Annotated in this window: 24 protein-coding genes; 8 read left to right on the top strand and 16 right to left on the bottom strand. The window is 63.6% G+C overall.

The annotated features are described in order from the left end of the window. Positions 1-154 precede the first annotated feature (154 nt). The 3 genes from BLS27_RS17740 (at position 155) to lptF (ending at position 2,019) form a co-directional block, all read left to right on the top strand. A complete protein-coding gene (locus BLS27_RS17740) occupies positions 155-475 on the top strand; it encodes a hypothetical protein (protein WP_090346043.1) in 321 nt (106 codons plus the stop codon). A 287-nt stretch (positions 476-762) separates the two neighbouring features. Continuing rightward, positions 763-1,176, top strand: coding sequence for a DUF4398 domain-containing protein (locus BLS27_RS17735; protein WP_043213775.1), 414 nt, complete (start codon positions 763-765; stop codon positions 1,174-1,176). A 51-nt stretch (positions 1,177-1,227) separates the two neighbouring features. After that, positions 1,228-2,019, top strand: a complete 792-nt coding sequence (gene lptF, locus BLS27_RS17730; protein WP_043213773.1) for a lipotoxin F family OmpA-related lipoprotein LptF — start codon at positions 1,228-1,230, stop codon at positions 2,017-2,019. 103 nt (positions 2,020-2,122) lie between these two features. Here the strand turns inward: lptF and BLS27_RS17725 are convergent, their stop codons facing one another. From BLS27_RS17725 to BLS27_RS17655, 15 genes are all read right to left on the bottom strand, one after another. Beyond that, entirely contained in the window at positions 2,123-2,449 is a 327-nt protein-coding gene (locus BLS27_RS17725) for a PA3694 family proteiin (protein WP_043213771.1), read from the bottom strand. After that, positions 2,446-3,369, bottom strand: a complete 924-nt coding sequence (locus tag BLS27_RS17720; protein WP_090346040.1) for an alpha/beta hydrolase — start codon at positions 3,367-3,369, stop codon at positions 2,446-2,448. Before BLS27_RS17720 ends, BLS27_RS17725 begins: the two co-directional genes overlap by 4 nt. Next, positions 3,341-4,618 carry a flavohemoglobin expression-modulating QEGLA motif protein gene (locus BLS27_RS17715; RefSeq protein ID WP_043213767.1) on the bottom strand — a complete coding sequence of 426 codons (1,278 nt, stop codon included), beginning with the start codon at positions 4,616-4,618 and terminating at the stop codon, positions 3,341-3,343. The genes BLS27_RS17720 and BLS27_RS17715 overlap by 29 nt, the downstream gene beginning before the upstream one ends. A 112-nt stretch (positions 4,619-4,730) precedes the next feature. After that, positions 4,731-5,279 carry a hypothetical protein gene (locus BLS27_RS17710; RefSeq protein WP_043213765.1) on the bottom strand — a complete coding sequence of 183 codons (549 nt, stop codon included), beginning with the start codon at positions 5,277-5,279 and terminating at the stop codon, positions 4,731-4,733. Positions 5,280-5,325: 46 nt separating this feature from the next. Beyond that, positions 5,326-6,030 carry a TetR/AcrR family transcriptional regulator gene (locus tag BLS27_RS17705; protein WP_090346037.1) on the bottom strand — a complete coding sequence of 235 codons (705 nt, stop codon included), beginning with the start codon at positions 6,028-6,030 and terminating at the stop codon, positions 5,326-5,328. A 225-nt stretch (positions 6,031-6,255) separates the two neighbouring features. Beyond that, positions 6,256-7,758, bottom strand: a complete 1,503-nt coding sequence (lysS, locus tag BLS27_RS17700; protein ID WP_043213762.1) for a lysine--tRNA ligase — start codon at positions 7,756-7,758, stop codon at positions 6,256-6,258. Between the two features lie 91 nt (positions 7,759-7,849). Next, positions 7,850-8,945 (bottom strand): peptide chain release factor 2 gene (gene prfB / locus BLS27_RS17695; RefSeq protein WP_102082206.1). Its coding sequence is split into 2 segments (ribosomal slippage): positions 7,850-8,872 and positions 8,874-8,945, totalling 1,095 coding nucleotides; the frame shifts between segments, so codons are not numbered across the junction. 136 nt (positions 8,946-9,081) lie between these two features. Next, positions 9,082-10,086, bottom strand: a complete 1,005-nt coding sequence (locus BLS27_RS17690; protein WP_043213758.1) for a response regulator — start codon at positions 10,084-10,086, stop codon at positions 9,082-9,084. A gap of 51 nt (positions 10,087-10,137) precedes the next feature. Continuing rightward, a complete protein-coding gene (gene cheB, locus BLS27_RS17685; protein ID WP_090346035.1) occupies positions 10,138-11,151 on the bottom strand; it encodes a chemotaxis response regulator protein-glutamate methylesterase in 1,014 nt (337 codons plus the stop codon). Further along, complete coding sequence (locus BLS27_RS17680; RefSeq protein ID WP_090346033.1) at positions 11,148-13,433, bottom strand: hybrid sensor histidine kinase/response regulator; 2,286 nt, start codon at positions 13,431-13,433, stop codon at positions 11,148-11,150. The genes cheB and BLS27_RS17680 overlap by 4 nt, the downstream gene beginning before the upstream one ends. Beyond that, on the bottom strand, positions 13,430-14,089 hold the full coding sequence (locus tag BLS27_RS17675; RefSeq protein WP_043213753.1) for a chemotaxis protein CheW: 660 nt from the start codon (positions 14,087-14,089) through the stop codon (positions 13,430-13,432). The genes BLS27_RS17680 and BLS27_RS17675 overlap by 4 nt, the downstream gene beginning before the upstream one ends. Beyond that, the gene (locus BLS27_RS17670; RefSeq protein WP_090346030.1) at positions 14,086-15,345 is read right to left on the bottom strand and encodes a CheR family methyltransferase; all 1,260 of its coding nucleotides are present in this window, start codon (positions 15,343-15,345) and stop codon (positions 14,086-14,088) included. Before BLS27_RS17670 ends, BLS27_RS17675 begins: the two co-directional genes overlap by 4 nt. Then, entirely contained in the window at positions 15,342-15,848 is a 507-nt protein-coding gene (locus BLS27_RS17665) for a chemotaxis protein CheW (protein WP_090346027.1), read from the bottom strand. The genes BLS27_RS17670 and BLS27_RS17665 overlap by 4 nt, the downstream gene beginning before the upstream one ends. 5 nt (positions 15,849-15,853) lie before the next feature. After that, positions 15,854-17,476 carry a methyl-accepting chemotaxis protein gene (locus BLS27_RS17660; RefSeq protein ID WP_043213746.1) on the bottom strand — a complete coding sequence of 541 codons (1,623 nt, stop codon included), beginning with the start codon at positions 17,474-17,476 and terminating at the stop codon, positions 15,854-15,856. Between the two features lie 131 nt (positions 17,477-17,607). Next, on the bottom strand, positions 17,608-18,327 hold the full coding sequence (locus tag BLS27_RS17655; RefSeq protein WP_090346023.1) for a tellurite resistance TerB family protein: 720 nt from the start codon (positions 18,325-18,327) through the stop codon (positions 17,608-17,610). Positions 18,328-18,565: 238 nt separating this feature from the next. Here BLS27_RS17655 and ydcS point away from each other — a divergent pair, with 238 nt between their 5' ends. From ydcS to BLS27_RS17630, 5 genes are all read left to right on the top strand, one after another. Then, positions 18,566-19,717: a putative ABC transporter substrate-binding protein YdcS gene (gene ydcS / locus BLS27_RS17650; protein ID WP_090346020.1), complete on the top strand. Its 1,152-nt coding sequence runs from the start codon at positions 18,566-18,568 to the stop codon at positions 19,715-19,717. A 126-nt stretch (positions 19,718-19,843) separates the two neighbouring features. After that, complete coding sequence (locus BLS27_RS17645) at positions 19,844-20,890, top strand: ABC transporter ATP-binding protein (protein WP_043213740.1); 1,047 nt, start codon at positions 19,844-19,846, stop codon at positions 20,888-20,890. Further along, the gene (locus tag BLS27_RS17640) at positions 20,887-21,819 is read left to right on the top strand and encodes an ABC transporter permease (protein ID WP_043213739.1); all 933 of its coding nucleotides are present in this window, start codon (positions 20,887-20,889) and stop codon (positions 21,817-21,819) included. The genes BLS27_RS17645 and BLS27_RS17640 overlap by 4 nt, the downstream gene beginning before the upstream one ends. After that, positions 21,809-22,615 (top strand): ABC transporter permease, encoded by an 807-nt coding sequence (locus tag BLS27_RS17635; protein ID WP_043213737.1) that lies wholly within the window; start codon positions 21,809-21,811, stop codon positions 22,613-22,615. The genes BLS27_RS17640 and BLS27_RS17635 overlap by 11 nt, the downstream gene beginning before the upstream one ends. Before the next feature lie 16 nt (positions 22,616-22,631). Continuing rightward, positions 22,632-24,056 carry a gamma-aminobutyraldehyde dehydrogenase gene (locus BLS27_RS17630; RefSeq protein ID WP_090346017.1) on the top strand — a complete coding sequence of 475 codons (1,425 nt, stop codon included), beginning with the start codon at positions 22,632-22,634 and terminating at the stop codon, positions 24,054-24,056. Between the two features lie 156 nt (positions 24,057-24,212). Here the strand turns inward: BLS27_RS17630 and BLS27_RS17625 are convergent, their stop codons facing one another. Next, on the bottom strand, positions 24,213-25,319 hold the full coding sequence (locus tag BLS27_RS17625; RefSeq protein ID WP_043213733.1) for an NADH:flavin oxidoreductase/NADH oxidase: 1,107 nt from the start codon (positions 25,317-25,319) through the stop codon (positions 24,213-24,215). Between the last annotated feature and the right edge of the window lie 711 nt (positions 25,320-26,030).

The raw sequence follows: 26,030 nt of genomic DNA, 5'->3' as shown, positions 1-26,030 counted from the left end.
TCCGGCGCGGCTCACCGCGCATCCGCTCAGGAACATTGCCCAAGAGTGCCCATGGCAAGGCCGTACTGGCAAGCCGGTTCGGCACCGAGCAACTAAAGTGAATGCAAGGCATCCGAAGTCATGCCCACTTCAGGTTTCGAGCGAGGAGTTTTCCATGGACACCTTCAGGCACATGCTGGACAGCTGGGAATCCAAGGCCCGCGAGAGCTGCGAACGCGTCGAATACACCCTTACCCTGCACAAGCAGGACTTGGTCAAGATCAAGGCATTCGCGCAGGCCTACGGGCTGGACGAGGCCTTCGTCACGGAGAGCCTGTTGCAATCCGCCATCAAGGAGGCGGAAAAGGCCATCCCCTACGTCAAAGGCTCGCAGGTGATCCGTGTCGAGGAGGGCGAGGAGATCTACGCCGACATCGGCAAGACACCCGCCTACGTGCAGGCCGAACAGGCACTGTCGAAAAGTCTTTCGAGTTGACACTTGCCCCCGCGTTGGCGGGGCACGGGACTGCTGCCCCGCCTCGCCCCGTTCGCCTTGTCGCACAGTCTTGATTTGCCACCGATCCCCTTCCACGGTCCCTGCACGTCTGCACAGGCTCGGCATTTTTTTCTGAACTATCGGAAAAAAGCCCAAGTCACAGCCTGTAGCCATCACGCTAAAACCCTGCACACACGCCGTTGTGCACAGTTCGGCCGAAATGCGCGCAGATGACAGGGAAAAAGCGATGGACTGCTAAGGATACCGTCGTAAACAGGAGTGATCCCATGGAGCTGACCATCATGAAGACCCGCACACCTCACCCCTCCTCCACGCCGCTGCGCGGGCTCAAGCTCGCCGCGCTGGCGCTGGGCGGCAGCCTGCTGCTGGCCGGTTGTGCCGGAAAACCGCCCTCCGAGCAATACGCCGTCACCCAGTCCGCGGTCAATTCCGCGGTCAGCGCCGGTGGCACCGAGTTTGCCGCCGTGGAAATGAAGGCTGCCCAGGACAAGTTCAAGCAGGCCGAGATCGCCATGCATGACAAGCAGTACGACGAAGCCAAGCGCTTGGCTGAACAAGCCGAGTGGGATGCACGCGTGGCCGAGCGCAAGGCTCAGGCCGCCAAGGCGCAGAAGGCCCTGCAGGACAGCCGTGAAGGTGTCCAGGACCTTCGCGAGGAAGGCCTGCGCAGCGCCGAATGAGCGCTGCCCTGCCCCGTTTGAGCCTTCGTCATTGATCAAAGGATGAACACTATGCGCAATTACCTCATGATCCCCACCCTGCTGGCCCTGTGCGTAGGCCTTGCTGCCTGCGCCCATGATCCGAACCCCAATCTCGAGTCCGCCCGCACCAACTTCTCCAGCCTGCAAAGCGATCCGCAGGCCAGCAAGCTGGCGGCCCTCGAGACCAAGGACGCCCAGGACTGGCTGAACAAAGCCGACAAGGCATTCATGGAGCGCGAGGACGACAAGACAGTCGACCAGTTGGCCTACCTGACCAACCAGCGCGTGGAAGTGGCCAAACAGACCATCGCCCTGCGCTCGGCTGAAAACGAGTTGAAGAACGCCTCCGCACAACGCGCTCAGGCCCGCCTGGACGCCCGTGACGCACAGATCCGCAAGCTGCAGGAAAGCCTCAACGCCAAGCAGACTGATCGAGGCACCCTGGTGACCTTCGGGGATGTACTGTTCGACTTCAACAAGGCCGAGCTCAAGAGCAGCGCCTACCCCAACATCACCAAGCTGGCCCAGTTCCTCCAGGAAAACCCTGAGCGCAAGGTCATCGTCGAGGGATACACCGACAGCGTCGGCTCGGCGAGCTACAACCAAGGCCTGTCGGAACGACGCGCCAACAGCGTGCGCATGGCCCTGGTACGCGCAGGTGTCGACCCGGCACGCATCGTCGCCCAGGGTTACGGCAAGGAGTACCCGGTCGCCGACAATGGCAGCAACACTGGCCGCGCCCAGAACCGTCGGGTGGAGGTGACCATCTCCAATGACAACCAGCCGGTGCAGCCGCGTTCGGTAAGCCAGATCCAACAGTAAGGCTGGCACAATGAAACAAGAAAGCCCCGCGATCGTCGCGGGGCTTTTCTTTGTCTGTCCTGGCTCTTCGCGGCTTTCGCCGCGAAGGCATCCAGAACGCAGGTCATTGCAGCTGTTGCGGGGTCTCCTGCCCCATACAGCGAATAGCACGCTTGCGGTTGTCCACCAGCACGCCAGTCAGGCCCTTCTGCTGGGTATCGAACAATACCAGCACACCGTCGACGCATTGCGCCACTTGAGGCGCCGGGTCGAGGGAGACTTTGTAGTCCTCGCCGGGGAGGGTCTTGAGCATGGTGTAGTCCTGCAGCAACAGGGCGTCCTCGGGCTTGGCGAAATGCAAGTAACCGTAATACCACAGGGTCCCTACCGTCACGATGATGGTACCCACGGCGGTCAGGATCATCGGGATGGCGTTGCGTTCTTCACTCATTGCGCGTTCTTCTCATCAGGGTAATTGGGCACTTCGGCTAGTCGCCGAAGGCCATCGAAATGGCTGGGGTCGTCGAGGAAGCGCAGCATCACCTGGCGCCACGTCGGGTCGGCGAAGGTCTGCACATGCCCGCCTCGGGTCAGTTGCAGCACCCGAGGTGGCGGGGCGTGCTGGTACAGACGGATGCCGCTGTCCATGGGCACCAGGTCGTCGTCGATGCTGTGGAAAAACAGCTTGGGCGGGGTGTCCAGGCGCTCGATCGAGCGGATCGCGCTGTCGCCGTCCGGCACCAGCCAGGACAATGGCACCTGCAACGGCCAGGTCAGCCATGACGTACTCAGGGCAAAGCGCCCCACTTCCCGATAGCTGGCGGGTACACCGTCGAATACCAGCGCACTGAAGCGCTGACGTTGCTCAGGATGGGCCGCCAGGTAGTGAATGGCCATGGCGCCGCCGAGGCTCTGGCCCAGCAGCACCAAGGGCTTGCCTTGGACCTGCGAGGCGTTGTCCAGCCAATCCATGGCCGCCTCGATGTCTTGGTAAACCGCCGGCAGGCTCGGCTTGCCCTGGGAGAGGCCATAGCCGCGATAGTCGATCATCAGCACCTGGTAGCCCTGCTCTGGAAGCCAATAGCTGCCGCCCAGATGCCAGGCCAGGTTGCCGCCATTGCCATGCAGGTGCAATACCGTGCCCTTGACCTGGACCCCTGGCTTGACCGGCATCCACCAGCCGTGAAGACGCGTACCGTCGGCGGCGATGAGGGTCACGTCACGAAATTCGAGCTTCGCCTTCTGCGGGGTGAACGGCAGGCCCGGCTCCGGGAAGAACAACAAGCTGCTACACCCCGACAATCCCAGCACGAGCAAGCCCAGGATGAGGCGGCGACAGGCTTCAGAGAATGTTCGCGTAGTCGGCTTCAATACGATCCAGGCTCAGGTGGTTGAGGAAGTTGGAGAAGCACATCCACGCAGACAGGGCGTTGAGGTCGCGGAACTGTTCCGGCAGGTACTTGGGCGGCTCCACCAGGCCCTCCTCGACCAGCTGACGCAAGGTGCGCATGTCTTCCAGGGTGGTCTTGCCGCAGAACAACAGCGGGATCTGCTCGAGCTTGCCTTTCTTCACGGCCAACTGAATGTAGTTGTAAACCATGATGAAACCCTTGAGATAGGACAAATCCTTGGTAAATGGCAGTCCGTTGGGCACCGACCCGCGAAATACCCGGCTGGCATTGCTGTAGCTCTGGGCCATCTCGAAGCCCTGGCCGCGGAAGAACTCGTAGACCTGCAAGAAGTCCGCCCCCTCCTCCACCATGTGGATGGCCCGGGTGCGGTTGGTGAGCTTGCGCAGGCGGCTGGGGTAGGAGGCGAAAGCGATCACCTCCATGAGAATGGCCAATCCTTCCTGGGTCACGGTCGACGAGGGAGGCCCCTTCGCCAGGAACGTGCAGATCGGCTGGTTGAGGCCATTGAGCGTGGTGCCCACGTGCACCAGGCCTTCGTGGACCTCCAGTGCGCGCACGTCTCGGCTGTTGAACATCGCGTCGGCACGCACCTTGATGTAATCGGCACCGGCCGCAGCGTCGGCCACGATACCGTCGGACTCGAACACGCGGATGGTCTCCTCGGCCTCGCCGAAGACCTTGTTCAAGCGCCGCTGAAGGATCGCTACGGCTTCCTTGGCGGTAAGGTTCTTCGGCTCGTCCTTCAGGTCGCCCCGGCCGTCGATGTTGTTCAGATAATCGGACAGCATCAGGCCCAGGTCGGCCAGGGTCGGGTCGCCGGCATGGAAGGCGTCGGAAGCCGCGCCATACAGCTCCTGGGAAATCAGGCCGAAATCCTCGGTGCCACGGGCTTCGAGCATGCGCACCACCATGCGGTACTCCTTGCACATGCGCCGCATGATCTGCCCGACCGGGTTGAACTGACCGAGCTGGCGAGTGATGTCGCGCTCGATGCTCTGGAACTCGGCCTTCACCGAGTTGGAATCGAACGACAGCGGTCGCCCCTGGTAATAGGCACGGTCCACGGCCGGGGGCTCCTTGCCCTTGGCCTTGAGAAAGCCGTTGCGGATATTGTCGTCCCACTTCACCGCATCGAGCACGCGGATGGGCGTCTGCGCCGCGACGATGCGGTCGGAGAGCGCGCGTATGGTCTGCTGGTACTCGTCCACCCCGGACTCCTTGTTGAATCAAGCTCGTGGTCGGCCCCTTCGCGGGCAGACCCGCTCCCACAGGTACAGCGTGAACGCCCGCGAAGAGGCCAGCCAAGCCAGCGATAGTGCGCTATTTGCCACTTCGCTGGAAGCGTGCCACCTCGACGAACAGGTCGGAGTTGGCCGGATCGTCCAGATAGGCCAGCACCCGCGCCGACGGGCTGTCGATCAGCACACCTTCGCCGTTGTCCTCCGGCACCTCGGTGCTGCGTCCGGTCAACTCCTTCTTCTTGACCGCCTGCTGCACCTGGTCGACATCGAGGTTGTAGAGCACAAGCTCCTTGCCATCGACGACCTCGAAGCCGCCGATCAGGAAGTTGCCGCCCAGGCGCTTGGGCACACCGGCCGACAGATACCAGCGATTGCCATGCTGGGACACGGTAAAGACATATTCTTCCGGCGCCTTGCCCTTGGCCGTGGCCACCGCTTTATAGGCATCCCCGCCCACACGGCTGATGCTGAGCTTGAGCGGCTCGCCCCAGGCGTCCTTGCTGCTCCACTTGCCAAGCAGAGCCTTGGGCGCTGCCTGGTTGCTGGGCAGAGGCTCATGGAAGGTCACCAGACATCCACCGAGCAGCAGGAATGACAAAGTCAACAACACCAGACGCCAGGCTTTCATCAGGTTCTCCTTGAAAAGATCGATCGCCCCTCGGGCCGGTCGTGGCCTAGGCCGATGCCAGCACCAGGTGCAGGTATCGGGTAAGGATAGCGAGCATCTGCCCATCGGCTTGCGCATTCGCATCCTTGAGCAGGCCCTGATATTCCATCTGCTCGATTATGGCCGTCAACATCTGAGCATCCTGCTCGGGCTGACGCGACCCCACCACCTGCAGCATTTGCCGTGCGCCGTGCAGGAGGATCTGCTCGTGGGCGCTGACCAGTTCAGCCAGACGCGGGCACAGCAAGGCCTCCTGGCGGAAGGCTTGCTCGGCCATGATGAAGTCACGCCGAGTGTGCAACTGACGGCTGACATAATCGGCCATCATGCGCGCCACCTCGTCCGCCAGGCGTGCCCGGGCCGCGGGGCTGCCGTCGCCCTGGGCGAGCAACTGGCGCAGCACCACTTCGGAACTGGCCCAGAGCTTGGCCATGTAGGCGGCGCTGCGCTCGACGTACTGAGCGAAGGTGTCGGTCAGCAGGTCTTCGATGTCCTTGAAGTAATAAGTGGTCGCCGACAGCGGAACGCCGGCCTCGGCGGCCACCGCTCGGTGACGTACACCGCGCACGCCGTCACGCACGATGATGCGCATTGCCGCGTCGAGAATTTGCTGCCGGCGCTGCTCGCTGCCTTGGCGGGCTGTCTTGCGCCCCTGGTATTGCACGCTTTCGGCGACGGCGCTTGCCACGCCTGCCGCGCCTTGTTGGGCCATTGCGGGAGTCACGATGAATACCTCGTTGAATCTCGGTGAGGGTCGATCCCCTCTGCTTTGAGTAAAGACGGTTGTAGCTTGTTGCGGCCCAATTACGATCAAGGCCACGCCTGATAGGTTCGGTGGTGCTTCAAAAACGACTCGGCACCTGCGCCGTGACCAATCAGTCACTTTCGAACCGCAGGCATGAAAAAGCCGCCCCGAAAGGCGGCTTGTTCAGGATGCTCAGGCCTGTGGACGCATGTGCGGGAACAGGATCACATCACGGATCGACGGCGAATTGGTCAGCAGCATGACCAGGCGGTCGATGCCGATGCCTTCACCTGCGGTAGGTGGCATGCCGTATTCCAGAGCGCGAACGAAGTCGGCATCGTAGTGCATGGCCTCGTCGTCACCGGCGTCCTTCTCGGCCACCTGGGCCAGGAAACGCTCAGCCTGGTCTTCGGCGTCATTGAGCTCGGAGTAGGCGTTGGCAATCTCGCGGCCACCGATGAACAGCTCGAAGCGATCGGTGACGGCAGGGTTCTCGTCGTTGCGACGGGCCAGCGGCGACACTTCGAACGGGTACTCGGTGATGAAATGCGGCTGCTCCAGCTTGTGCTCGACCAGCTCTTCGAAAATCATCACCTGCAGCTTGCCCAGGCCTTCATGGCCGAGCACCTTGGCGCCGGCCTTCTTGGCGATCTCACGGGCGCGGTCGACGTCCTGCAGGTCGGCGGCGGTGAGCTCAGGGTTGTACTTGAGGATCGACTCGAACACCGACAGGCGGGCGAACGGCTCGCCGAAGTGGAACACCTTGTCGCCGTACGGCACATCGGTGGTGCCCAGAACCAGTTGCGCCAGCTCGCGGAACAGCTCTTCGGTGAGGTCCATGTTGTCGCGATAGTCGGCGTAGGCCTGGTAGAACTCGAGCATGGTGAACTCGGGGTTGTGCCGGGTCGAGACGCCTTCGTTACGGAAGTTGCGGTTGATCTCGAACACTTTCTCGAAGCCACCCACAACCAGCCGCTTGAGGTAAAGCTCCGGCGCGATACGCAGGAACATGGCCATGTCCAGGGCGTTGTGGTGGGTTTCGAACGGCTTCGCCGCCGCGCCACCTGGAATGGTCTGCAGCATCGGCGTCTCGACTTCGAGGAAGTCGCGTTCGATCAGGAACTTGCGGATGTGCGAGATGACCTGGGAACGGACACGGAAGGTGTGGCGGGTTTCCTCGTTGACCATCAGGTCGACATAGCGCTGGCGGTAGCGCTGCTCGGTGTCGGTCAGGCCGTGGTGCTTGTCCGGCAGCGGGCGCAGCGACTTGGTCAGCAGGCGCACGTTGGTCATCTCGACGTACAGGTCGCCCTTGCCCGAACGGGCCAGGGTACCTTCGGCACTGATGATGTCGCCCAGGTCCCAGGTCTTGACAGCGGCCAGGGTCTCTTCGGGCAGGGTCTTGCGGTTGACGTAGACCTGGATGCGACCAGTCATGTCCTGGATGACCATGAACGAGCCACGGTTGAGCATGATGCGACCGGCTACCTTGACCGGAATCGCGGCTGCTTCCAGCTCTTCCTTGGTCTTGTCCGCGTACTGCTTCTGCAGGTCGTTGCAGTAGCTGTCGCGACGGAAGTCGTTGGGGAAGGCGTTGCCCTTGGCACGCTCGGCGGCAAGTTTTTCCTTGCGCAGTGCGATCAGGGCGTTTTCTTCCTGTTGCAGGTCTTGCGATTCGGTCTTGAGGTCGCTCATGTCGTCATTGTTTCCATCAGGTGTTCGTTGCCCCTGTCGGGCAGGGCACGCGATACGGGCCGGGCCTCGTATCGCGGCGGTCGTGTACGGTTTACAGCCCCTGCTTGAGGCTCGCTTCCAGGTACTGGTCGAGGTCGCCGTCCAGGACCTTCTGGCAGTCGCTGCGCTCGACGCCGGTACGCAGGTCCTTGATGCGCGAGTCATCGAGCACGTAGGAGCGGATCTGGTGACCCCAGCCGATGTCCGACTTGCTGTCTTCCAGAGCTTGCGAGGCGGCATTGCGCTTTTGCATTTCCAGCTCATACAACTTGGCCCGCAGCATCTTCATGGCGGTGTCCTTGTTGGCGTGCTGGGAACGTTCGTTCTGGCAGGCCACCACGGTGTTGGTCGGCACGTGGGTGATACGGACCGCCGAATCGGTAGTGTTCACGTGCTGACCACCTGCACCGGAGGAGCGGTAGGTGTCGATGCGAAGGTCGGCCGGGTTGATCTCGATCTCGACCTTGTCGTCGATCTCGGGCGAGACGAACACCGCCGAGAACGAGGTGTGGCGACGGGCTCCGGAGTCGAACGGGCTCTTGCGCACCAGGCGGTGCACACCGATCTCGGTACGCAGCCAGCCGAACGCGTATTCGCCCTTGATGTGTACGGTCGCGCCTTTGATGCCGGCGACTTCACCCTCGGAGAGCTCGATGATGGTGGCATCGAAACCACGCTTGTCGGCCCAGCGCAAGTACATGCGCAGCAGGATATTGGCCCAGTCCTGCGCCTCGGTGCCACCGGAACCGGCCTGGATGTCCAGGTAGGCGTTGTTCATGTCCATCTCGCCGCTGAACATGCGACGGAACTCAAGCTGGGCCAGGTTTTCTTCCAGGCCTTGCAGCTCGGTCACAACGTCGTTGACGGCGCCTTCGTCGTTTTCCTCGACGGCCATGTCGAGCAGGTCCTTGCAGTCGGACAGGCCATTGGACAGTTTGTCCAGGGTCTCGACGACCTGCGCCAGCATGGCGCGCTCACGGCCCAAGCCCTGAGCGTACTCGGGCTTGTTCCAGACGGCAGGGTCTTCCAGTTCGCGATTGACTTCGATCAGGCGATCAGCTTTTTGATCGTAGTCAAAGATACCCCCGAATGGACTGGGAGCGTTCGGTGAGGTCCTTGATGGTGTTCAGGATCGGTTGGATTTCCATGGGCGGGCTACTCGTGCGAATTCGGTGAAAAGCCCGCGAGTATAACGCAGTCCTCGCCCCGACGGCAGACCCGCCGGGCGGTAACCGCGAGGGCCGCCGCTAATGGTATGGACGCTGGCGGCAGACCCTAAGAGCGTCAGGCAACGCCCACCTGATTGCGACCATTGTTCTTGGCCAGATACAGCCCCTTGTCCGCAGCCGAGATCAGCTGCCGGCTGTGGCTGCCAACGCTGGGCGTGAGGGTCGCAAGACCTATGCTCACTGTCAGGCGCGCGTCTGCCTCGGGCGCGGTATGGGGGATGTTCAGACCCAGGACGGTCTGGCGCAGTTTCTCGGCGATCAGCCGCGCACCGCCGGGCGAGGTATTGGGCAGCACCAAGGAGAACTCCTCGCCCCCATAGCGCGCCGGCAAGTCGGTGGGACGCGAGCAGGAACCGCGGATGGCCTCGGCGACCTGGCGCAGGGCCTCGTCGCCGGCCAAATGGCCGAAGCTGTCGTTGTAGGCCTTGAAGTAGTCGACGTCGATCATCAGCAGCGACAACTGTTGTTGCTCGCGTATCGCCCGTCGCCATTCAAGCTCCAGGTACTCGTCGAAATGGCGCCGATTGGACAGCCCGGTGAGGCCATCGGAGTTCATCAACCGCTGCAGCATCAGGTTGGTGTCGAGCAACTGCTGCTGGCTGACCCGCAGCGCGCGATAGGCTTCATCACGTTGCAGCAGGGTCAGGTAGGAGCGGGAGTGGTAGCGGATCCGCGCCACCAGCTCGATGGTGTCCGGCAGCTTGACCAGGTAGTCGTTGGCTCCGGCGGCGAAGGCCGCGCTCTTGACCAGCGGGTCCTCCTTGGTCGACAGGACGATGATCGGAATATCCTGGGTGGCCGGGTTGTTGCGGTATTCGCGCACCAACGTCAGGCCGTCCAGCCCCGGCATGATCAGGTCCTGGAGAATCACCGTAGGTTTGATCCGCATGGCCTGGGCCACCGCCTGGTGGGGATCGGCGCAGAAATGGAAGTCGATGTTCTCCTCGTGGGCCAGCCCACGGCGCACCGCCTCGCCGATCATCGCCTGATCGTCGACCAGCAGGACCATCGCCGCACTTTCGTTGATGGTCGTGAAACCTTCGATCGGTAGATCATTCATGCCTATTCACCAGGTCACTGCCGGCCAGGCGGCGTGACTCAATACATATCGTCATTTCGAAAAGATTTCCATCAGTCGGCCCGCGATGCGTTCCAGCGACCGTATCTCCACGGCAGCCTCGATCGCCGCAGCCGCCTTGGGCATGCCGTAGACCGCCGAACTCTGCTGGTCCTGGGCGATGGTGAGGAAACCACGCTGGCGCATCTGTTTCAGGCCCTGGGCGCCGTCGCGGCCCATACCGGTGAGCAAGACGCCCACGGCATCGCCCGTCCAGAAACGCGCCACACTCTCGAAGAACACGTTGATCGAGGGGCGGTAGATTTCACCGACAGGCTCGGCCGTATAGCTAAGCTGGCCGCCCTGCAGCAGGCGGATGTGATGATTGGTGCCGGCCAGCAGCACTTGCCCTGGCTGGGGTGGCTCGCCCTCTCGCGCCAGGCGCACCGGCAAGCCCGAGACCCCGCTGAGCCATTCGGCCATGCCACTGGCGAATACCTGATCAACGTGCTGCACCAGCACGATCGACGCGGGAAACTCGCGCGGCAAGCCTTTGAGCAGGACTTCCAGCGCTGCTGGACCGCCCGCCGAAGAGCCGATGGCCACCAGGCCACGACGCTGGGACGCCCCCACCAGTGGAGCGGACACAGCGCGGGGCGCCGCGGAGCGTTGCTGGCCGATCAGCCAGCCTATATTGAGGATCTTGCGCAACAGCGGGGCTGCCGCTTCCCGTGCATCCCCCGCGCCCAGCGAAGGCGTATCCACCACGTCCAGGGCGCCATGGCCCATGGCTTCGAATACCCGATGCACATTCTGCTTGCGGTCGACCGTGACAATGACGATGGCACAGGGTGTTTCGGCCATGATCCGCCGGGTCGCCTCGACGCCATCCATCACCGGCATGATCAGGTCCATGAGAATCAGGTCAGGGGTGAACTCGGCGCACCGGGCCACGGCTTCGGCGCCATCGCTGGCCACCCAGACCACCTGGTGCTCGGGCTCGAAGGCCAAGGCCCGGCGCAGCGCCTCCACTGCCATGGGCATGTCGTTGACGATGGCGATCTTCATCCCTGGGCACCCCCGATCAACTCCACCACGGCGTCCAGCAACGCATCGTCATGGAAACTGGCTTTAGCCAAATAGTAGTCGGCACCGGCGTCCAGTCCACGTCGCCGGTCTTCTTCACGATCCTTGTAGGACACCACCATGACCGGCAGCGATTGCAGGCGCTGGTCTCGACGCACCAAGGTGACCAGTTCGATGCCGTCCATGCGCGGCATGTCGATATCGGTGATCAGCAGATCGAAATCATCGGCGCGCAGGGCATTCCAGCCATCCATGCCGTCCACCGCCACGGCCACGTCGTAGCCCTGGTTGCCCAATAGTTTGCGCTGCAGCTCACGGACGGTGAGCGAGTCGTCGACCACCAGGATGCGCTTGCGCACCATGGCGCGACCGCCCCGGGCACCGCGCTCGATGCGCTCCAGCCGGCCGGTGCTGAGCAGTTTCTCGACCGAGCGCAGCAAATCCTCGACGTCGATGATCAGCACCACCGAACCATCATCGAGCAAGGCTCCGGCGGAAATGTCCTGGACCTTGCCCAGGCGCGCATCCAGCGGCATCACTACCAGCACCCGCTCGCCGATCAACCGCTCCACAGCCACGCCGTACAGTTGGTCACGCTCACGAATCACCACCACGGGCAGGCTGCGCTCGTCATCCTGCCCGGTCGGACGGTTGAGCAACTGGCTGGCCGAGACCAGCCCGACATGCCGTCCTTCGTGCCAGAAGTGCTGGCGCCCTTCGATCTGCACGATGTCCTCGGCAGCCACCGCCAGGGTGCGCTCGATGTGCGCCAGCGGGAAGGCATAGGCTTCGCCCCCCACCTCTACCACCAGGCTGCGCACCACCGACAGCGTCAGCGGCACCTCCAGATGGAAGCAGCACCCCTGGCCGGACACCTGGGTCAGCTCGATCGAGCCACGCAGCTCGCGCACCATGTGCTGAACCGCATCAAGGCCGACGCCTCGGCCCGACACCTCGGTGACCTTGTCACGCATGCTGAAGCCAGGAAGGAACAGGAACGTGAGCAGCTCCGACTCGCTCATTTGCGCTACGGTCTCGGCCGGTGACAAAGCCCGTTCGACGATGCTACGCCGCAACCGATCAAGGTCGATGCCGGCGCCATCGTCGGTCAGTTCGAGGATCAGCAGGCCTGCCTGGTGCGAGGCGCGCAGGCGAATCGTGCCGTCGACGGGCTTGCCTGCCAGCAGGCGCCGCTCGGGCAGCTCGATACCGTGATCGACGGCGTTGCGCAGCAGATGGGTCAAGGGCGCTTCGAGCTTTTCCAGTACGTCACGGTCGACTTGGGTTTTCTCACCTTCGATCTGCAACTGCACCTGCTTGCCCAGCGATCGTCCAAGGTCGCGGACCATGCGGCTCTGACCGGTCAGGACATCGGCGAACGGCCGCATGCGGCAGGCCAGCGCGGTGTCGTAGAGATGCTGGGCGCGCTGGCTGGCCTGCCAGCCGAACTCGTCGATATCGGCAGCCTGTTGCTGCAGGATCTGCTGGGTTTCGCCCAGCAGGCGTTGAGTCTGGGCCAAGGCCTCGAGCACTTCGTGGCTCTGGCCGCTGCCTTCGAGCTGTTGCTTCAGGCCATCGAGGGCCCGCATGCCCTGGCCATGCATGCGCTTGAGCCGCTGCAGGCTGGCCAGGTAGGGCTTGAGTCGCTGGGTTTCCACCAGCGACTTGCTGGAAAGGTCGAGCAGGCTGTTCAAACGATCGGCGGTGACCCTGAGCACCCGTTCGCCACCCTCGCCACCGCGCTTGCCGACCTTGCGAGGCAGGCTGGGCTCAGGCTCGGCCTCGGGCTCTGGCTCTGCCACCACCGGTTCGACCTGCGTGGTCTGCAGTGGTGCAGGTTCGACAGGTGCGGCAGGCTCAGGCACGGGCGCTGCCGTGGGGTCGAGCAGATTAGCCATCTGCACCAGGAACGCCGGCACCGCGGCTTCGCCATCACGGTCATTGGGTGTTGCGATGCGCATCAACAGGTCAGTGCCGTGCAGCAAGGCATCGATATGCTCGGGGCGCAGTCGCAGGCGCCCTTCCTGGGCCGCCACCAGACAGTCTTCCATGACGTGGGCGACGCTGACACCGGCATCGATGCCAACGATCCGTGCAGCCCCTTTCAGGGAATGGGCCGCGCGCATGCAGGCTTCGAGCTGGTCGGCCTGGGTCGGGTTGCGCTCGAGCGCCATGAGCCCGGCACTGAGCACCTGGGTCTGGGCCTCGGCCTCCAGGCTGAACAGTTCGAGCAGCGAGGCGTCGCGCATTTGCTCAGGGGTCATGACAGGCTCCGCTTCACGGCCGACAGGACATGTTGTTCATCCAGCACCCGCACGCTGCGTCCACGCCATTGCAGTACCGCTGCGGTGAAGTGCGCAGCGTCCTGGCCATCGGCCAGGCGTGCCGGATCCAGGCGATGGATACCGTCGATCTCGTCCACCGCCATCACCACCGGGCCGCCCTCCGCGGCGAGGATCAGCATGCGCGGCATCACGCGCCCGGTACGCTCCTGGGCCGGCAACACCTCGACGCCCAGCAAGCCCGCCAGCGACAGGCAGGGCACCAGCGCGCCACGCACATTGGCCACGCCCTGCAATACCCCGGAGCGCTGGTGCGGCAGCGAATGCACCGACTGTAGCGGCGCGATTTCGGCCAGACAGGCACAGGCCAGCGCCAGCCACTCCTCGCCCAGGCGGAACAACAGCATCGAGCGCCCAACGCTGTCTTCGTCCGGCGGCGGCGCCTCGACCTGCTCGTCCTGCAACAGCGCATAGCGATCGAGCAGCCGCGTGGCCGCACTGGCGTAGACCTGGCAGTTGCGGCAATGAATGTGACGTTCGAGCAATGGGCACTGCTTGTCGCCGTGCACACCGATACGGTTCCAGCAATCGTCGATGAGCTCATCGTCCCGTGCGATCAGGTGCATGGTTTCACTCATCGTTCAGACTCCCGTCCCACACGTGCCGCCCGCTCCTGCATACGCCGCGCGCCCGCCTCGTCGCCCTGGGAGGCCAGCAATGCTGCCAAGTGCATCAAGGCCTCGGCATGTTGCGGCTCCAGGTACAGTGCCTTGCGATACTGGCTGATGGCCTCCTGGCTGTCGCCTTCGGTGTCGCTGAGCAGACCGAGCCAGTAGAACACCTGCGCTTTCGGCGCGAACTGCTGCAGGTAGCGCTGGCAGCTGGCGCGGGCCTGCGCGCTTTCACCGGCGTTGGCCTGACGGGCGATGGTGGCCAGCAGCTCGCTCTCACCTTGGGCGTGCGACGGCGAGCGCGGTGGCGACGAAAGAGGGCGCGACAGGCGCACCGGACGGCTGGCAGGCCGTGGGGCCTGGGGAGGCACGGAGGGGGGACGACTGATTGGTGCAACTTGCCCGACGGGTGCAGGCGCCGGGGCTGGCGCCTCCTGGCGCACATAGGCGAACGACTGGGGGATGCCCAATGGACGCATGCCCAGGCGGGCCAGCAGGCTGCCCTCGGCAGGGCCGATGAACAGCACGCCCTGGGCATGGGTCAGGTGCTTGAGCACTTCGAACACCCGGCGCTGGGTCGGGACGTCGAAGTAGATCAGCAAATTGCGGCAGAAGACGAAGTCGTACAGCCCTTGCTGACTCTTGAGTGCAGGATCGAGCACGTTGCCGACTTGCAGATCGACCTGGCGTCTTACCCGCTCGTCCAATTGGTGGCCTTCGTCGGTTTCGCTGAAATGCCGGTCGCGGAACGCCAGCTCGCTGCCCCGGAAAGAGTTGCGCCCATAGATGGCCTGTTTCGCGCGGGCAATGGAACTGGGGCTGATGTCCATGGCGTCGACACGAAATGCAGCCGGGTCCAGACCACCCTCGAGCAGCGCCATGGCGATCGAGTAGGGCTCCTCGCCCGTGGAGCATGGCAGGCTGAGGATTCGCAGCGGTCGCAGACCGGCAAGTTCGGACAGACGCTTGTGGGCCAACCCCACCAGCGCGGTGAAAGATTCGGGATAGCGGAAGAACCAGGTTTCCGGGACGATCACCGCCTCGATCAGTGCCTGCTGCTCACTGGCCGATTGCTGCAGGCGCGACCAGTAATCGTCCAGGCCATCGGCCTGCACGGCAGCGCAGCGCTGGCGCAAGGCACGTTCGACCATGGGCGCGCCGACCGACTCGACGTCCAGGCCGATGCGCTCCTGCAGGAAACGGAAGAAGTGCTGTTCGATCATGCCGGCACCTGCCCTGGCGGCTCGGGGAACAGCAGATCGCGGACATCGTCCGGCAGCAAGTCGTCCACCTCGATCCGCTGCAGCAGCCCCCAGGCATCCTGGCGCACCGGCCCCAGGTAAGGCGCATCGGCGTTGTCCAGGCCATAGGGCTGGAACTCATCGGGCCGGCATCGCAAGGTGTCGGTGGCCTGCTCCAGAATCAACCCCAGTTGCCGGTCGCCGCCATAGTGCACCAGCACAAGCCGGGTGCTGGTACGCAAGGGGGCCGGGGTGGCGAAGCTCAGCGCCGAGAGATCGATCACCGGTACCAAGGTGCCGCGATGGGCAAGGATACCGGCGACCCACGCAGGCGCCTGGGCGATGGGCTTGAGCGTGCGCCGTGGCAATACCTCGATCACCTCGCGCACGTCCAGGGCAAAGCGCTGCTCGCCGATGCAGAACTGCAGATACAGCGCTGCCTTGGCACCGTCGGCCTGCTCCTGATGGGGTTGCACGTCGTTCATCGCCGTCAGACTTTGAAGCGCGACACACCGCCGCGCAGCCCGGCAGCCACCTGGCTCAACTCGTCGATGGCGAAGCTCGCCTGGCGCAAGGACTCCACGGTCTGGGTGCTCGCATCGCTGAGCTGGGCCAGGGCCTGGTTGATTTGCTCGGCACCGGTGGCCTGGGCCTGCATGCCTTCGTTGACCATCAGCACCCGCGGCGCCAGTGCCTGGACCTGGTGGATGATCTGGGTGAGCTGTTCGCCCACCTGCTGGACCTCGAACATGCCCCGCCGCACTTCCTCGGAGAACTTGTCCATGCCCATGACCCCGGCCGAGACGGCGGACTGGATTTCCCGCACCATTTGCTCGATGTCGTAGGTTGCCACGGCGGTCTGGTCGGCCAGGCGACGCACCTCAGTGGCCACCACGGCGAAACCACGGCCGTACTCACCGGCCTTCTCCGCCTCGATGGCGGCATTGAGCGACAGCAGGTTGGTCTGGTCGGCCACCTTGACGATGGTCACGACCACTTGGTTGATGTTGCTGGCCTTCTCGTTGAGGATCGCCAGCTTGGCGTTGACCAGATCGGCGGCGCCCATCACCTGATGCATGGTCTCTTCCATGCGTGCCAGGCCCTGCTGGCCAGAGCCGGCAAGGACCGAGGCCTGGTCGGCGGCGGAGGTCACCTCGGTCATGGTACGGACCAGGTCACGGGAGGTAGCGGCGATCTCTCGCGAAGTGGCACCGATCTCGGTGGTGGTGGCGGCGGTTTCGGTGGCAGTCGCTTGTTGCTGCTTGGACGTGGCGGCGATTTCAGTGACCGAAGTGGTCACCTGCACCGACGAACGCTGGGCCTGGGCGACCAGGTCGGCCAGCGCCACGGCCATTTCGTTGAAGCCGGTCTCGATGCTACCGAACTCATCCTTGCGGGCCAGGCTCAGGCGCATGCTCAGGTCACCCGAACGCAGCTTGTCCAAGGCATGGACGATGCGCTGCACGGGCGCGGTGATGGCACGCAGCAATAGCAGACCGCAGATACCGGCAGCCAGGATTGCCAGCAGCAACGAGACGATCATGCTGCCCTTGGCCGTGGCTACGGCAGAGACGATGTCGTTGGTGGCCGCTTCGGCGGATTCGCGATTGCTTTCAATGACCCGGTTCAGGTGCTGGCGGCCGTTGATCCAGGCCGGGGTGAGGGATTCGTTGATCAGACGCTCGGCTTCGGCATAGCGCTTCTGCTGGTAGGCTTCGAGCACCTGGTCGACGAGCTTCATGTAGTCGGCTTCAAGCACCCTGAACGCATCGAGCGCGGCCTGATCGTCCGGATTATGGATCGTCGCCTGGTAGCTGGCCATCTCCTGTTTGAGGCGCTCATCGAAGCTCTTGAACTCGGCCAGGTCCGCCGGGGTGATTTCCCGGCGACCGGACAACCCCACCAACTGCTGGCTGGTGACGTAGCTGTCGACCCAGGCGCTGCGAAGCATCGAGCTGTAGTAGAAGCCAGGGATGCTGTCCGAGCCTACTGCCTCTTCACTGGCCTCGATCGCCACCAACCGCGAGTATGCGGCGACGATCATCAGCAGCATGATGGCGATGATCACGGCGAAACTTGCCAGGATCCGTTGGCGCAAGGTCCAGTTCTTCACGTTCAGCCCTCAGGAATTCATTACGAGCGGGGAAAAATCGCCAGAGTATAGCCTAGGCGCCCCGCCCGTTCGCGGCTGATTTTGCAGGCTGTGGAGGCGTCCCTTACCTGAGTGGAAGGACGCCCCGTGGCTTACCCCGCAGCGAGGCGGACCTGATCCTCGAGCGCCTGGCGCAGGCCAGGATCCAGACGCAACTGGCGGGCCAGTTCAACCAAATAAGCGCGTTCCATGAAGTTTTCCTGATCGACCATCATCACGCTGGCCAGGTACATTTCAGCCGCCATCTCGGGCGTCTGCGCGGCAGCGGCCACTTCGGCGGGGTCCAGCGGTTTGTTCAATTCGGCGTGCAGCCAATGCTGGAGCTCGCGGTCGCTGTCCAGGCGGACGAACTCACCTTCGATCAAGGCGCGCTCGCGCTCATCGATATGCCCGTCCGATTTGGCCGCCGCCACCAGAGCGCGCAGCACCGCCTGGCTGTGCTGCTCGGCCTGGGCCGCAGGCAGGCGATCGAGGGTACGAGGCTCGTGGGCCGCGGTCTGGCCCTGGCGCGCCTGCCAGTTGCCGTAGGCCTTGTACGCCAGTACACCAAGCGCAGCCAGGCCACCGTAGGTGAGCACTTTGCCGCCATACTTGCGGGCCTTCTTGCTGCCCAGAAGCAGGCCCATGGCACCTGCCGCCAGGGCACCACCACCGGCACCGGAGAGCAAGCTGCCCAGCCCGCCCTTGCCTGACTGGCCGCCCAGCAGATCAGCCACGCCCGCTCCCTTGGCGCCGCCACCCTTGCCATGCTGGTTTTGCAGCAGCTCCTGGCCGGATTTGAGCAGTTGATCGAGCAAGCCACGGGTGTTCATCTGGCATTACCTCTTGCTGAAAAGGAAAGCCCCAGATTAGGCCTGTGGACTGAACTCACGCTTAATGCATTTGCATCCGGATGTTGCGTAACCACCGGCAAAAAACGAACTAGACTCGACATCGCATGCGCCTGCCCGAACCGGCCGCAGGTGCGCGACAAGCGCACTACGCTTATCCCATCGCTTCGCTGCTTTCTTGATGACTGCCCCGATCAAAAATTCCAAAAGAGGGAACACCATGTCAGTGCACAAGACCGCATTGTCCAGCGCCGTGATCGGCGCCCTGCTGGCCAGCGCCAATCTGCAGGCCGCAGGCCTGCCCCAGAGCATCGGCGATGGCGAGGGGCGCCTGGATATCGTCGCCTGGCCCGGCTACATCGAACGCGGCGAAAGCGACAAGGCCTACGACTGGGTCACCGGATTCGAGAAAGAGACCGGCTGCAAGGTCAGCGTGAAGACCGCCGCGACCTCCGACGAAATGGTCAGCCTGATGACCAAGGGCGGCTACGACCTGGTGACCGCCTCGGGCGACGCCTCGCTGCGGCTGATCGCTGGCAAGCGGGTACAGCCGATCAACACGGCGCTGATCCCCAACTGGAAGAACATCGACCCACGCCTGCAGAACGGCGGCTGGTACGTGGTCGATAAGCAGGTTTACGGCACGCCTTACCAATGGGGCCCGAACGTGCTGCTCTACAGCACCGCAGTGTTCAAGCAACCGCCCACCAGCTGGAGTGTGGTCTTCGAGCCCCAGAACCTGCCGGACGGCAAACCGAACAAAGGTCGGGTACAGGCCTACGATGGCCCGATCTACATCGCCGACGCTGCGCTCTACCTGAAATCCACCAAGCCTGAGCTGGGCATCCAGGACCCCTACGAGCTCAGCGAAACCCAGTACAAGGCCGTACTCGACCTGCTGCGTCAGCAACAGCCGCTGATCCACCGCTACTGGCACGATGCGACCGTGCAGATGAGCGATGTGAAGAACGAAGGCGTGGCCGCCTCCAGTTCCTGGGGTTACATGGTCAATGGCCTGAAGGCCGACAAACAGCCGGTCGCCTCGACCATCCCAAAGGAAGGCGCCACCGGCTGGGCCGACACCACCATGCTGCACAGCGAAGCCAAGCACCCCAACTGCGCCTACAAATGGATGGACTGGTCATTGCAACCGAAGGTCCAGGGCGACGTCGCGGCCTGGTTCGGCTCGGTGCCGGCTGTGCCCGCCGCCTGCACCGGCAGCGAGCTGCTGGGCGCCGAGGGCTGCAAGGTCAACGGGATCGACAACTTCGACAAGATCGCGTTCTGGAAGACGCCGCAGTCCAGCGGCGGCAAATTCGTCCCTTATAGCCGCTGGACCCAGGACTATATTGCGATCATGGGCGGACGCTGACAGATCGACTGATTGTTGTTCCGGCTTCTTCGCGGGTGAACCCGCTCGGTACGGCGTGATCGCCATGCGAGCAGGTTCATCCGCGAAAGGGTTCACGCAGTAGATAAAATGCACGGAGCCAGCGCAATGCCCCTAGCAGTCCAGCTCACCGAGGTATCCCGTACGTTCGGCGACGTCAGGGCCGTCGACCGTGTCAGCATCGACATCCAGGAAGGCGAGTTCTTCTCCATGCTCGGCCCCTCGGGCTCGGGCAAGACCACCTGCCTACGCCTGATCGCAGGCTTCGAACAACCGAGCAGCGGCTCGATCCGTCTGCATGATGTAGAGGCTGCCGGACTGCCGCCTTACCAGCGTGACGTGAACACGGTATTCCAGGACTACGCCCTGTTTCCGCACATGAACGTGCGCGACAACATCGCCTATGGCCTGAAGGTCAAGGGGGTGGCCAAGGCCGAACGCTACAGCCGTGCCGAAGAGGCCCTGGCGATGGTCGCCCTGGCAGGCTATGCCGAGCGCAAGCCGGCGCAGCTCTCCGGCGGCCAGCGCCAGCGCGTTGCCCTGGCCCGCGCCCTGGTCAATCGGCCACGGGTGCTGTTGCTCGACGAACCACTCGGTGCCCTGGACCTGAAGCTGCGCGAACAGATGCAAGGCGAGCTGAAGAAACTGCAGCGGCAATTGGGCATCACCTTCATCTTCGTCACCCACGACCAGACCGAAGCCTTGTCGATGTCCGATCGCGTCGCGGTGTTCAACCGGGGCCGCATCGAACAGGTCGATAGCCCACGCAACCTGTACATGAAACCGGCGACCACCTTCGTCGCCGAATTCGTCGGGACCTCCAACGTGATCCGCGGCGAGCTGGCCCAGCAGCTCACCGCAGACGTCTCGCCTTTTTCCATACGCCCCGAACACATCCGCCTGGCAGAGCACGCGGCAATAGCCGAGGACATCCAGGTCAGCGGCTTGCTGCACGACATCCAGTACCAGGGCAGTGCCACGCGCTACGAAGTGCGGCTGGACAACGGCCTGCTGCTGACCGTCAGCCAGGCCAATGACCGTTGGCAGGAGCGCCCCCAGCCCTGGCAACTGGGACAGCGTGTGCAGGCCCATTGGCCCCGCGCGGCAATGAGGCGCTTGCGCGAAACCATCCTGGACGAGGGCCAGGCCAGATGACCCTGGCGATGCAAAGCCCGTCACTGGTCAGAAGGCTCGGCACTCTGCTCTACCGGCGTCCGAACCTGTACTTGTTGCTGTTGTTGATCCCGCCGTTGACCTGGTTTGGCGCGATCTATCTGGGCTCGCTGCTGAACCTGCTCTGGCAGGGGTTCTACACCTTCGACGACTTCACCATGGCGGTGACGCCGGACCTGACGCTGGCCAACTTCGCGGCCCTGTTCGCCCCGGCGAACTTCGACATCATCCTGCGCACCTTGGCCATGGCGCTCGCCGTGTCAGTGGCCAGCGCAGTGCTGGCGTTTCCGATCGCCTATTACATGGCCCGCTACACCTCGGGGCGGACCAAGGCATTTTTCTACATCGCCGTCATGATGCCGATGTGGGCCAGCTACATCGTCAAGACCTATGCCTGGACACTGCTGCTGGCCAAAGGTGGCGTGGCCCAGTGGTTCATCCAGCAGATGCACCTGCAGGCTGTGTTGCAGGCGATCCTCGCCGTGCCCGGCGTGGGTGGCAGCACCCTGTCCACCTCGCACCTTGGACGGTTCCTGGTGTTCGTCTATATCTGGCTGCCGTTCATGATTCTGCCGATCCAGGCCTCGCTGGAGCGCTTGCCGCCCTCGCTGCTACAGGCCTCGGCCGACCTGGGCGCCCGGCCGAGCCAGACCTTTTTGCTGGTGGTGCTGCCACTTGCGGTACCGGGTATCGCCGCGGGGTCGATCTTCACGTTTTCCCTGACCCTCGGCGACTTCATCGTGCCGCAACTGATCGGCCCGCCGGGCTATTTCATCGGCAGCATGGTGTATGCCCAGCAAGGGGCGATCGGCAACATGCCCATGGCCGCGGCATTTACCCTGGTGCCCATCGTGCTGATCGCCATCTACCTGTCGATCGTCAAACGGTTGGGGGCCTTCGATGCACTCTGAAAAAGCCTCGCTGGGCCTGCGCCTGGCGGCCTGGGGCGGGTTGGTGTTCCTGCACTTTCCGATCCTGATCATCTTGCTCTATGCGTTCAACACCGAAGATGCGGCATTCAGCTTTCCTCCGCGCGGATTCACCCTCAAGTGGTTCGCCGTGACCTTCGCCCGCCAGGATGTACTGGAGGCGATCAAGCTGTCGCTGCAGGTAGCCTGTCTGGCCACGGTGATCGCCTTGGTGCTTGGCACCCTGGCCGCGGCGGCGCTGTACCGGCGCAGCTTCTTTGGCAAGGAGAGCATCTCGCTGATGTTGATCCTGCCCATCGCCCTGCCCGGCATCATCACTGGCATCGCCCTGCTCTCGGCCTTCAAGACCCTGGGCATCGAACCTGGGCTGCTCACCATTGTGGTGGGCCACGCCACGTTCTGCGTGGTGATCGTCTACAACAACGTCATCGCCCGCCTGCGCCGTACATCCCAGAGTCTGATCGAAGCCTCGATGGACCTGGGCGCCGATGGCTGGCAGACCTTCCGCTACATCATCCTGCCCAATCTCGGCTCGGCGCTGCTCGCGGGAGGCATGCTGGCATTCGCCCTGTCGTTCGATGAGATCATCGTCACTACCTTTACCGCCGGCCATGAGCGCACACTGCCGATCTGGTTGCTCAATCAGCTCAGCCGCCCGCGCGACGTGCCAGTCACCAACGTGGTCGCCATGCTGGTGATGCTGGTGACCATGCTGCCGATACTCGGCGCCTATTACCTGACCCGTGGCGGCGAGAGCGTCGCGGGCAGCGGCAAATGACCTAGGAGGAGTCCCGATGCAAACCCGAATGCTGATCAACGGTCGCCTGGTCGCAGGCGAAGGCCCCGCCTGGACCGTGCTCAACCCTGCCCTTGGCAGTGCCTTGGCGCAGATCAACGAAGCGACCGAAGCCCAGGTCGATGCCGCCGTGCGCGCCGCAGACCTGGCCTTCGACGCCTGGTCGCAAACCACTCCGAAGGAGCGCTCAGCGGCGTTGCTGGCCCTGGCCGACACCATCGAACAGCATGGCGAGGAATTGGCCAGGCTGGAATCGCAGAACTGCGGCAAGCCCTTTGCCGCCGCGCTGGGTGACGAGATTCCGGCCATCGCCGATGTGTTCCGCTACTTCGCCGGCGCCGCGCGCTGCCTGGGTGGTTCGGCGGCGGGTGAGTACCTGCCGGGACACACCTCGATGATCCGCCGCGACCCACTGGGTGTGGTTGCCTCCATCGCCCCATGGAACTACCCGCTGATGATGCTGGCCTGGAAGATTGCCCCGGCCCTGGCGGCAGGCAACACCGTGGTGCTCAAACCTTCGGAGATGACCCCGCTCACAGCCCTGCGCCTGGCGGAGCTGGCCCAGAACCTGCTGCCGGCCGGGGTACTCAACATCGTCTTTGGCCGTGGCCAGACGGTCGGCGCGCCGCTGGTCACCCATCCAAAAGTGCGCATGGTCTCGCTGACCGGTTCCATCCCCACCGGCGCGCGTATCGTAAGCTCCACCGCTGACAGCGTGAAACGCATGCACATGGAGCTGGGCGGCAAAGCGCCGGTGCTGGTCTTCGACGACGCCGACCTCGACGCGGCCATCGAGGGGATACGCACCTTCGGCTTCTACAACGCCGGCCAGGACTGCACCGCCGCCTGTCGCCTCTATGTACAGGACGGCATCTATGATCGCTTCGTCGAACGTCTGGGCGAGGCAGTGGCAAGCCTCAAACCTGGTCCTCAGGATGCGCCTGACACCGAGCTCGGCCCGCTGATCAGCGCCCAGCACCGCGACAAAGTCGCAGGCATGGTAGAGCGCGCCATCGCCCAGCCGCACATTCGTCTGGTCACCGGCGGCAAGGTCATTCCGGGAGAAGGGTTCTTCTTCGAACCAACCGTGCTCGCCGATGCCCTGCAGGACGATGAAATCGTGCGCCATGAAGTCTTCGGGCCGGTGGTCTCGGTGACGCGTTTCAGCGACGAAGCCCAGGCCCTGGCATGGGCCAACGATTCGGACTACGGGCTGGCCTCGTCGGTCTGGACCCGCGACACCGGCCGAGCGCACCGCCTGGCCGCACGCCTGCAATATGGCTGCACTTGGGTCAACACCCACTTCATGCTGGTCAGCGAAATGCCTCATGGCGGCCAGAAGCATTCGGGCTATGGCAAGGACATGTCGATGTATGGGCTAGAGGACTACACCTGCGTACGGCATGTGATGATCAAGCACTGAGCCAGAGGCGAACGGATCGAGGCTGCTTGCAGCCTCGGTTTGTTTCCGAACCACCGTGTGAGAGCAACTGGGGCGTTTATCCGCGAATGCGTCAGTGAACTCGCCGTCCATTCGCGGATAAACCTGCTTGTGGGATGAAACGCGCAGCGGTGGGCTTCAATCCCTCAAGTCCGACTCATGGATCGGGTTGGCCCGGCTGGTCGCCCGCTGATACTGGGCCGGCCAGGTGGCCTTGTTGCCGCCCAGGTCATCGTCGGCGTGCAAGGGCCAGTAGGGGTCGCGTAGCAGTTCGCGGGCGAGGAAGATGATGTCTGCCTGACCGGTTCGCAGGATGTGTTCGGCCTGGGCCGGTTCGGTAATCATGCCTACCGTGCCGGTGGCGATTTCCGACTCCTTGCGTACACGCTCGGCGAAACGAGTCTGGTAGCCAGGCCCCGTGGGAATCTCGGCGTTGACCGAGGTACCGCCTGAAGACACGTCGATCAAGTCCACGCCGAGGGTGCGCAGGCGCCGGGCGAGTTCGACGGTTTCATCCGGGTTCCAGCCGTCTTCCACCCAATCGGTGGCCGACACACGCACGAACAGCGGCAACTCCTGAGGCCACACATTGCGTACCGCCTCGGTCACCTCCAGGGTCAGGCGGATACGGTTCTCGAAGCAACTGCCGTAGCGGTCCCGGCGCTGGTTGCTCAGCGGCGAAAGGAACTGGTGCAGCAGATAACCGTGGGCGGCATGCACTTCGACTACCTTGAAACCCGCGACCAATGCCCGACGGGCGGCATCGGCAAAGGATTGGACGATCCCGGCGATCTCGTCCTCAGAGAGCTCGCGGGGCACGGTGTGCTCTGGATCGAAGGCGATCCGGGACGGGCCGACCGGCTGCCAACCGCCCTCTTCGACCGTGACGCTGCCATGCTTGCCCAGCCAGGGGCGATGGGTGCTGGCCTTGCGTCCGGCGTGGGCAAGCTGGATGCCCGGCACAGCGCCTTGGGCAGTGATGAAGCGGGTGATGCGTTGCAGGGGTGGGATCTGTGCGTCATTCCACAGGCCCAGGTCCTCGGCACTGATACGGCCGTCGGGGGTCACCGCCGTCGCTTCGGTGATCACCAGGCCAGCACCACCAACGGCGCGGCTGCCCAGGTGCACCAGGTGCCAGTCATTGGCCAGACCATCTACAGCGGAGTACTGGCACATGGGGGAAACGGCGATGCGGTTGGGCAGGGTCAGCTGACGCAGGGTGTAAGGCTCGAGCAGCAGGCTCATGAGGGCACCTCCCAGGGACTCCAATGGTTTGGCCGGTCCGGGCACTTGTGTGGGGCCTTGGTCCGGTATCGGTCTTTTTCAGACTAGACCAGATAGGGGGTGGTGGTTTTTTTGTGTTGGGTTTGGGTTATCAGGTTGTGTGAATATCCGGTGTTGGTGGTGGCGCCACCGGCGCTTTTCGCCTTTACGGCGACCTACTTTTGCTCTTGGGCAAAAGTAGGCAAAAACCGCTGGCTCCCACATGCGGCCCCTGCGCTGCGCTCCGGGGTCCCCTCGCTGCGGTGTCTTGCGGGGCTCCGCGGCCTCCGGCTGGCTACACCAGCCTCCATCTCGCGACTTCGGCTCACGCCGAAGGGCGCTGCGCGCCTGCCCCTACAGACACCTCCACTCGGCCTTCTGAGGTCGCGATAGGTGGCGTCTGGACTATCGCGTATCAAAAGCAACGGCAACGGCAAACAAATTAATTGTTTGGGTGTTTGTTCCGGCCTATTTGCGGGTAGGAACGCCGAACCGCCGCTCCTACAGGCACAGCGCCGCTCTCAAGAGCTGCGGTGAGCCTGTGTGAGCGGCGGTTCGGCGCCCCGGTTTACCCGCGAATGGCCCAAAAGCTCACCACAAAAACCACTCAATGAAACAACGCCAGCCCAGGCGCCGCCCGTAACTTGCGCCCCATCAGCAGGCCGAGCGGAGGTGTCTGTAGGGGCAGGCGCG

Origin of the sequence: Pseudomonas guariconensis, from assembly GCF_900102675.1 — a bacterium.
In the GTDB taxonomy this organism is placed as follows: domain Bacteria; phylum Pseudomonadota; class Gammaproteobacteria; order Pseudomonadales; family Pseudomonadaceae; genus Aquipseudomonas; species Aquipseudomonas guariconensis.
Note: the sequence above shows the minus strand (reverse complement) of the source record. Positions and strands in the feature narration are given on the sequence as shown.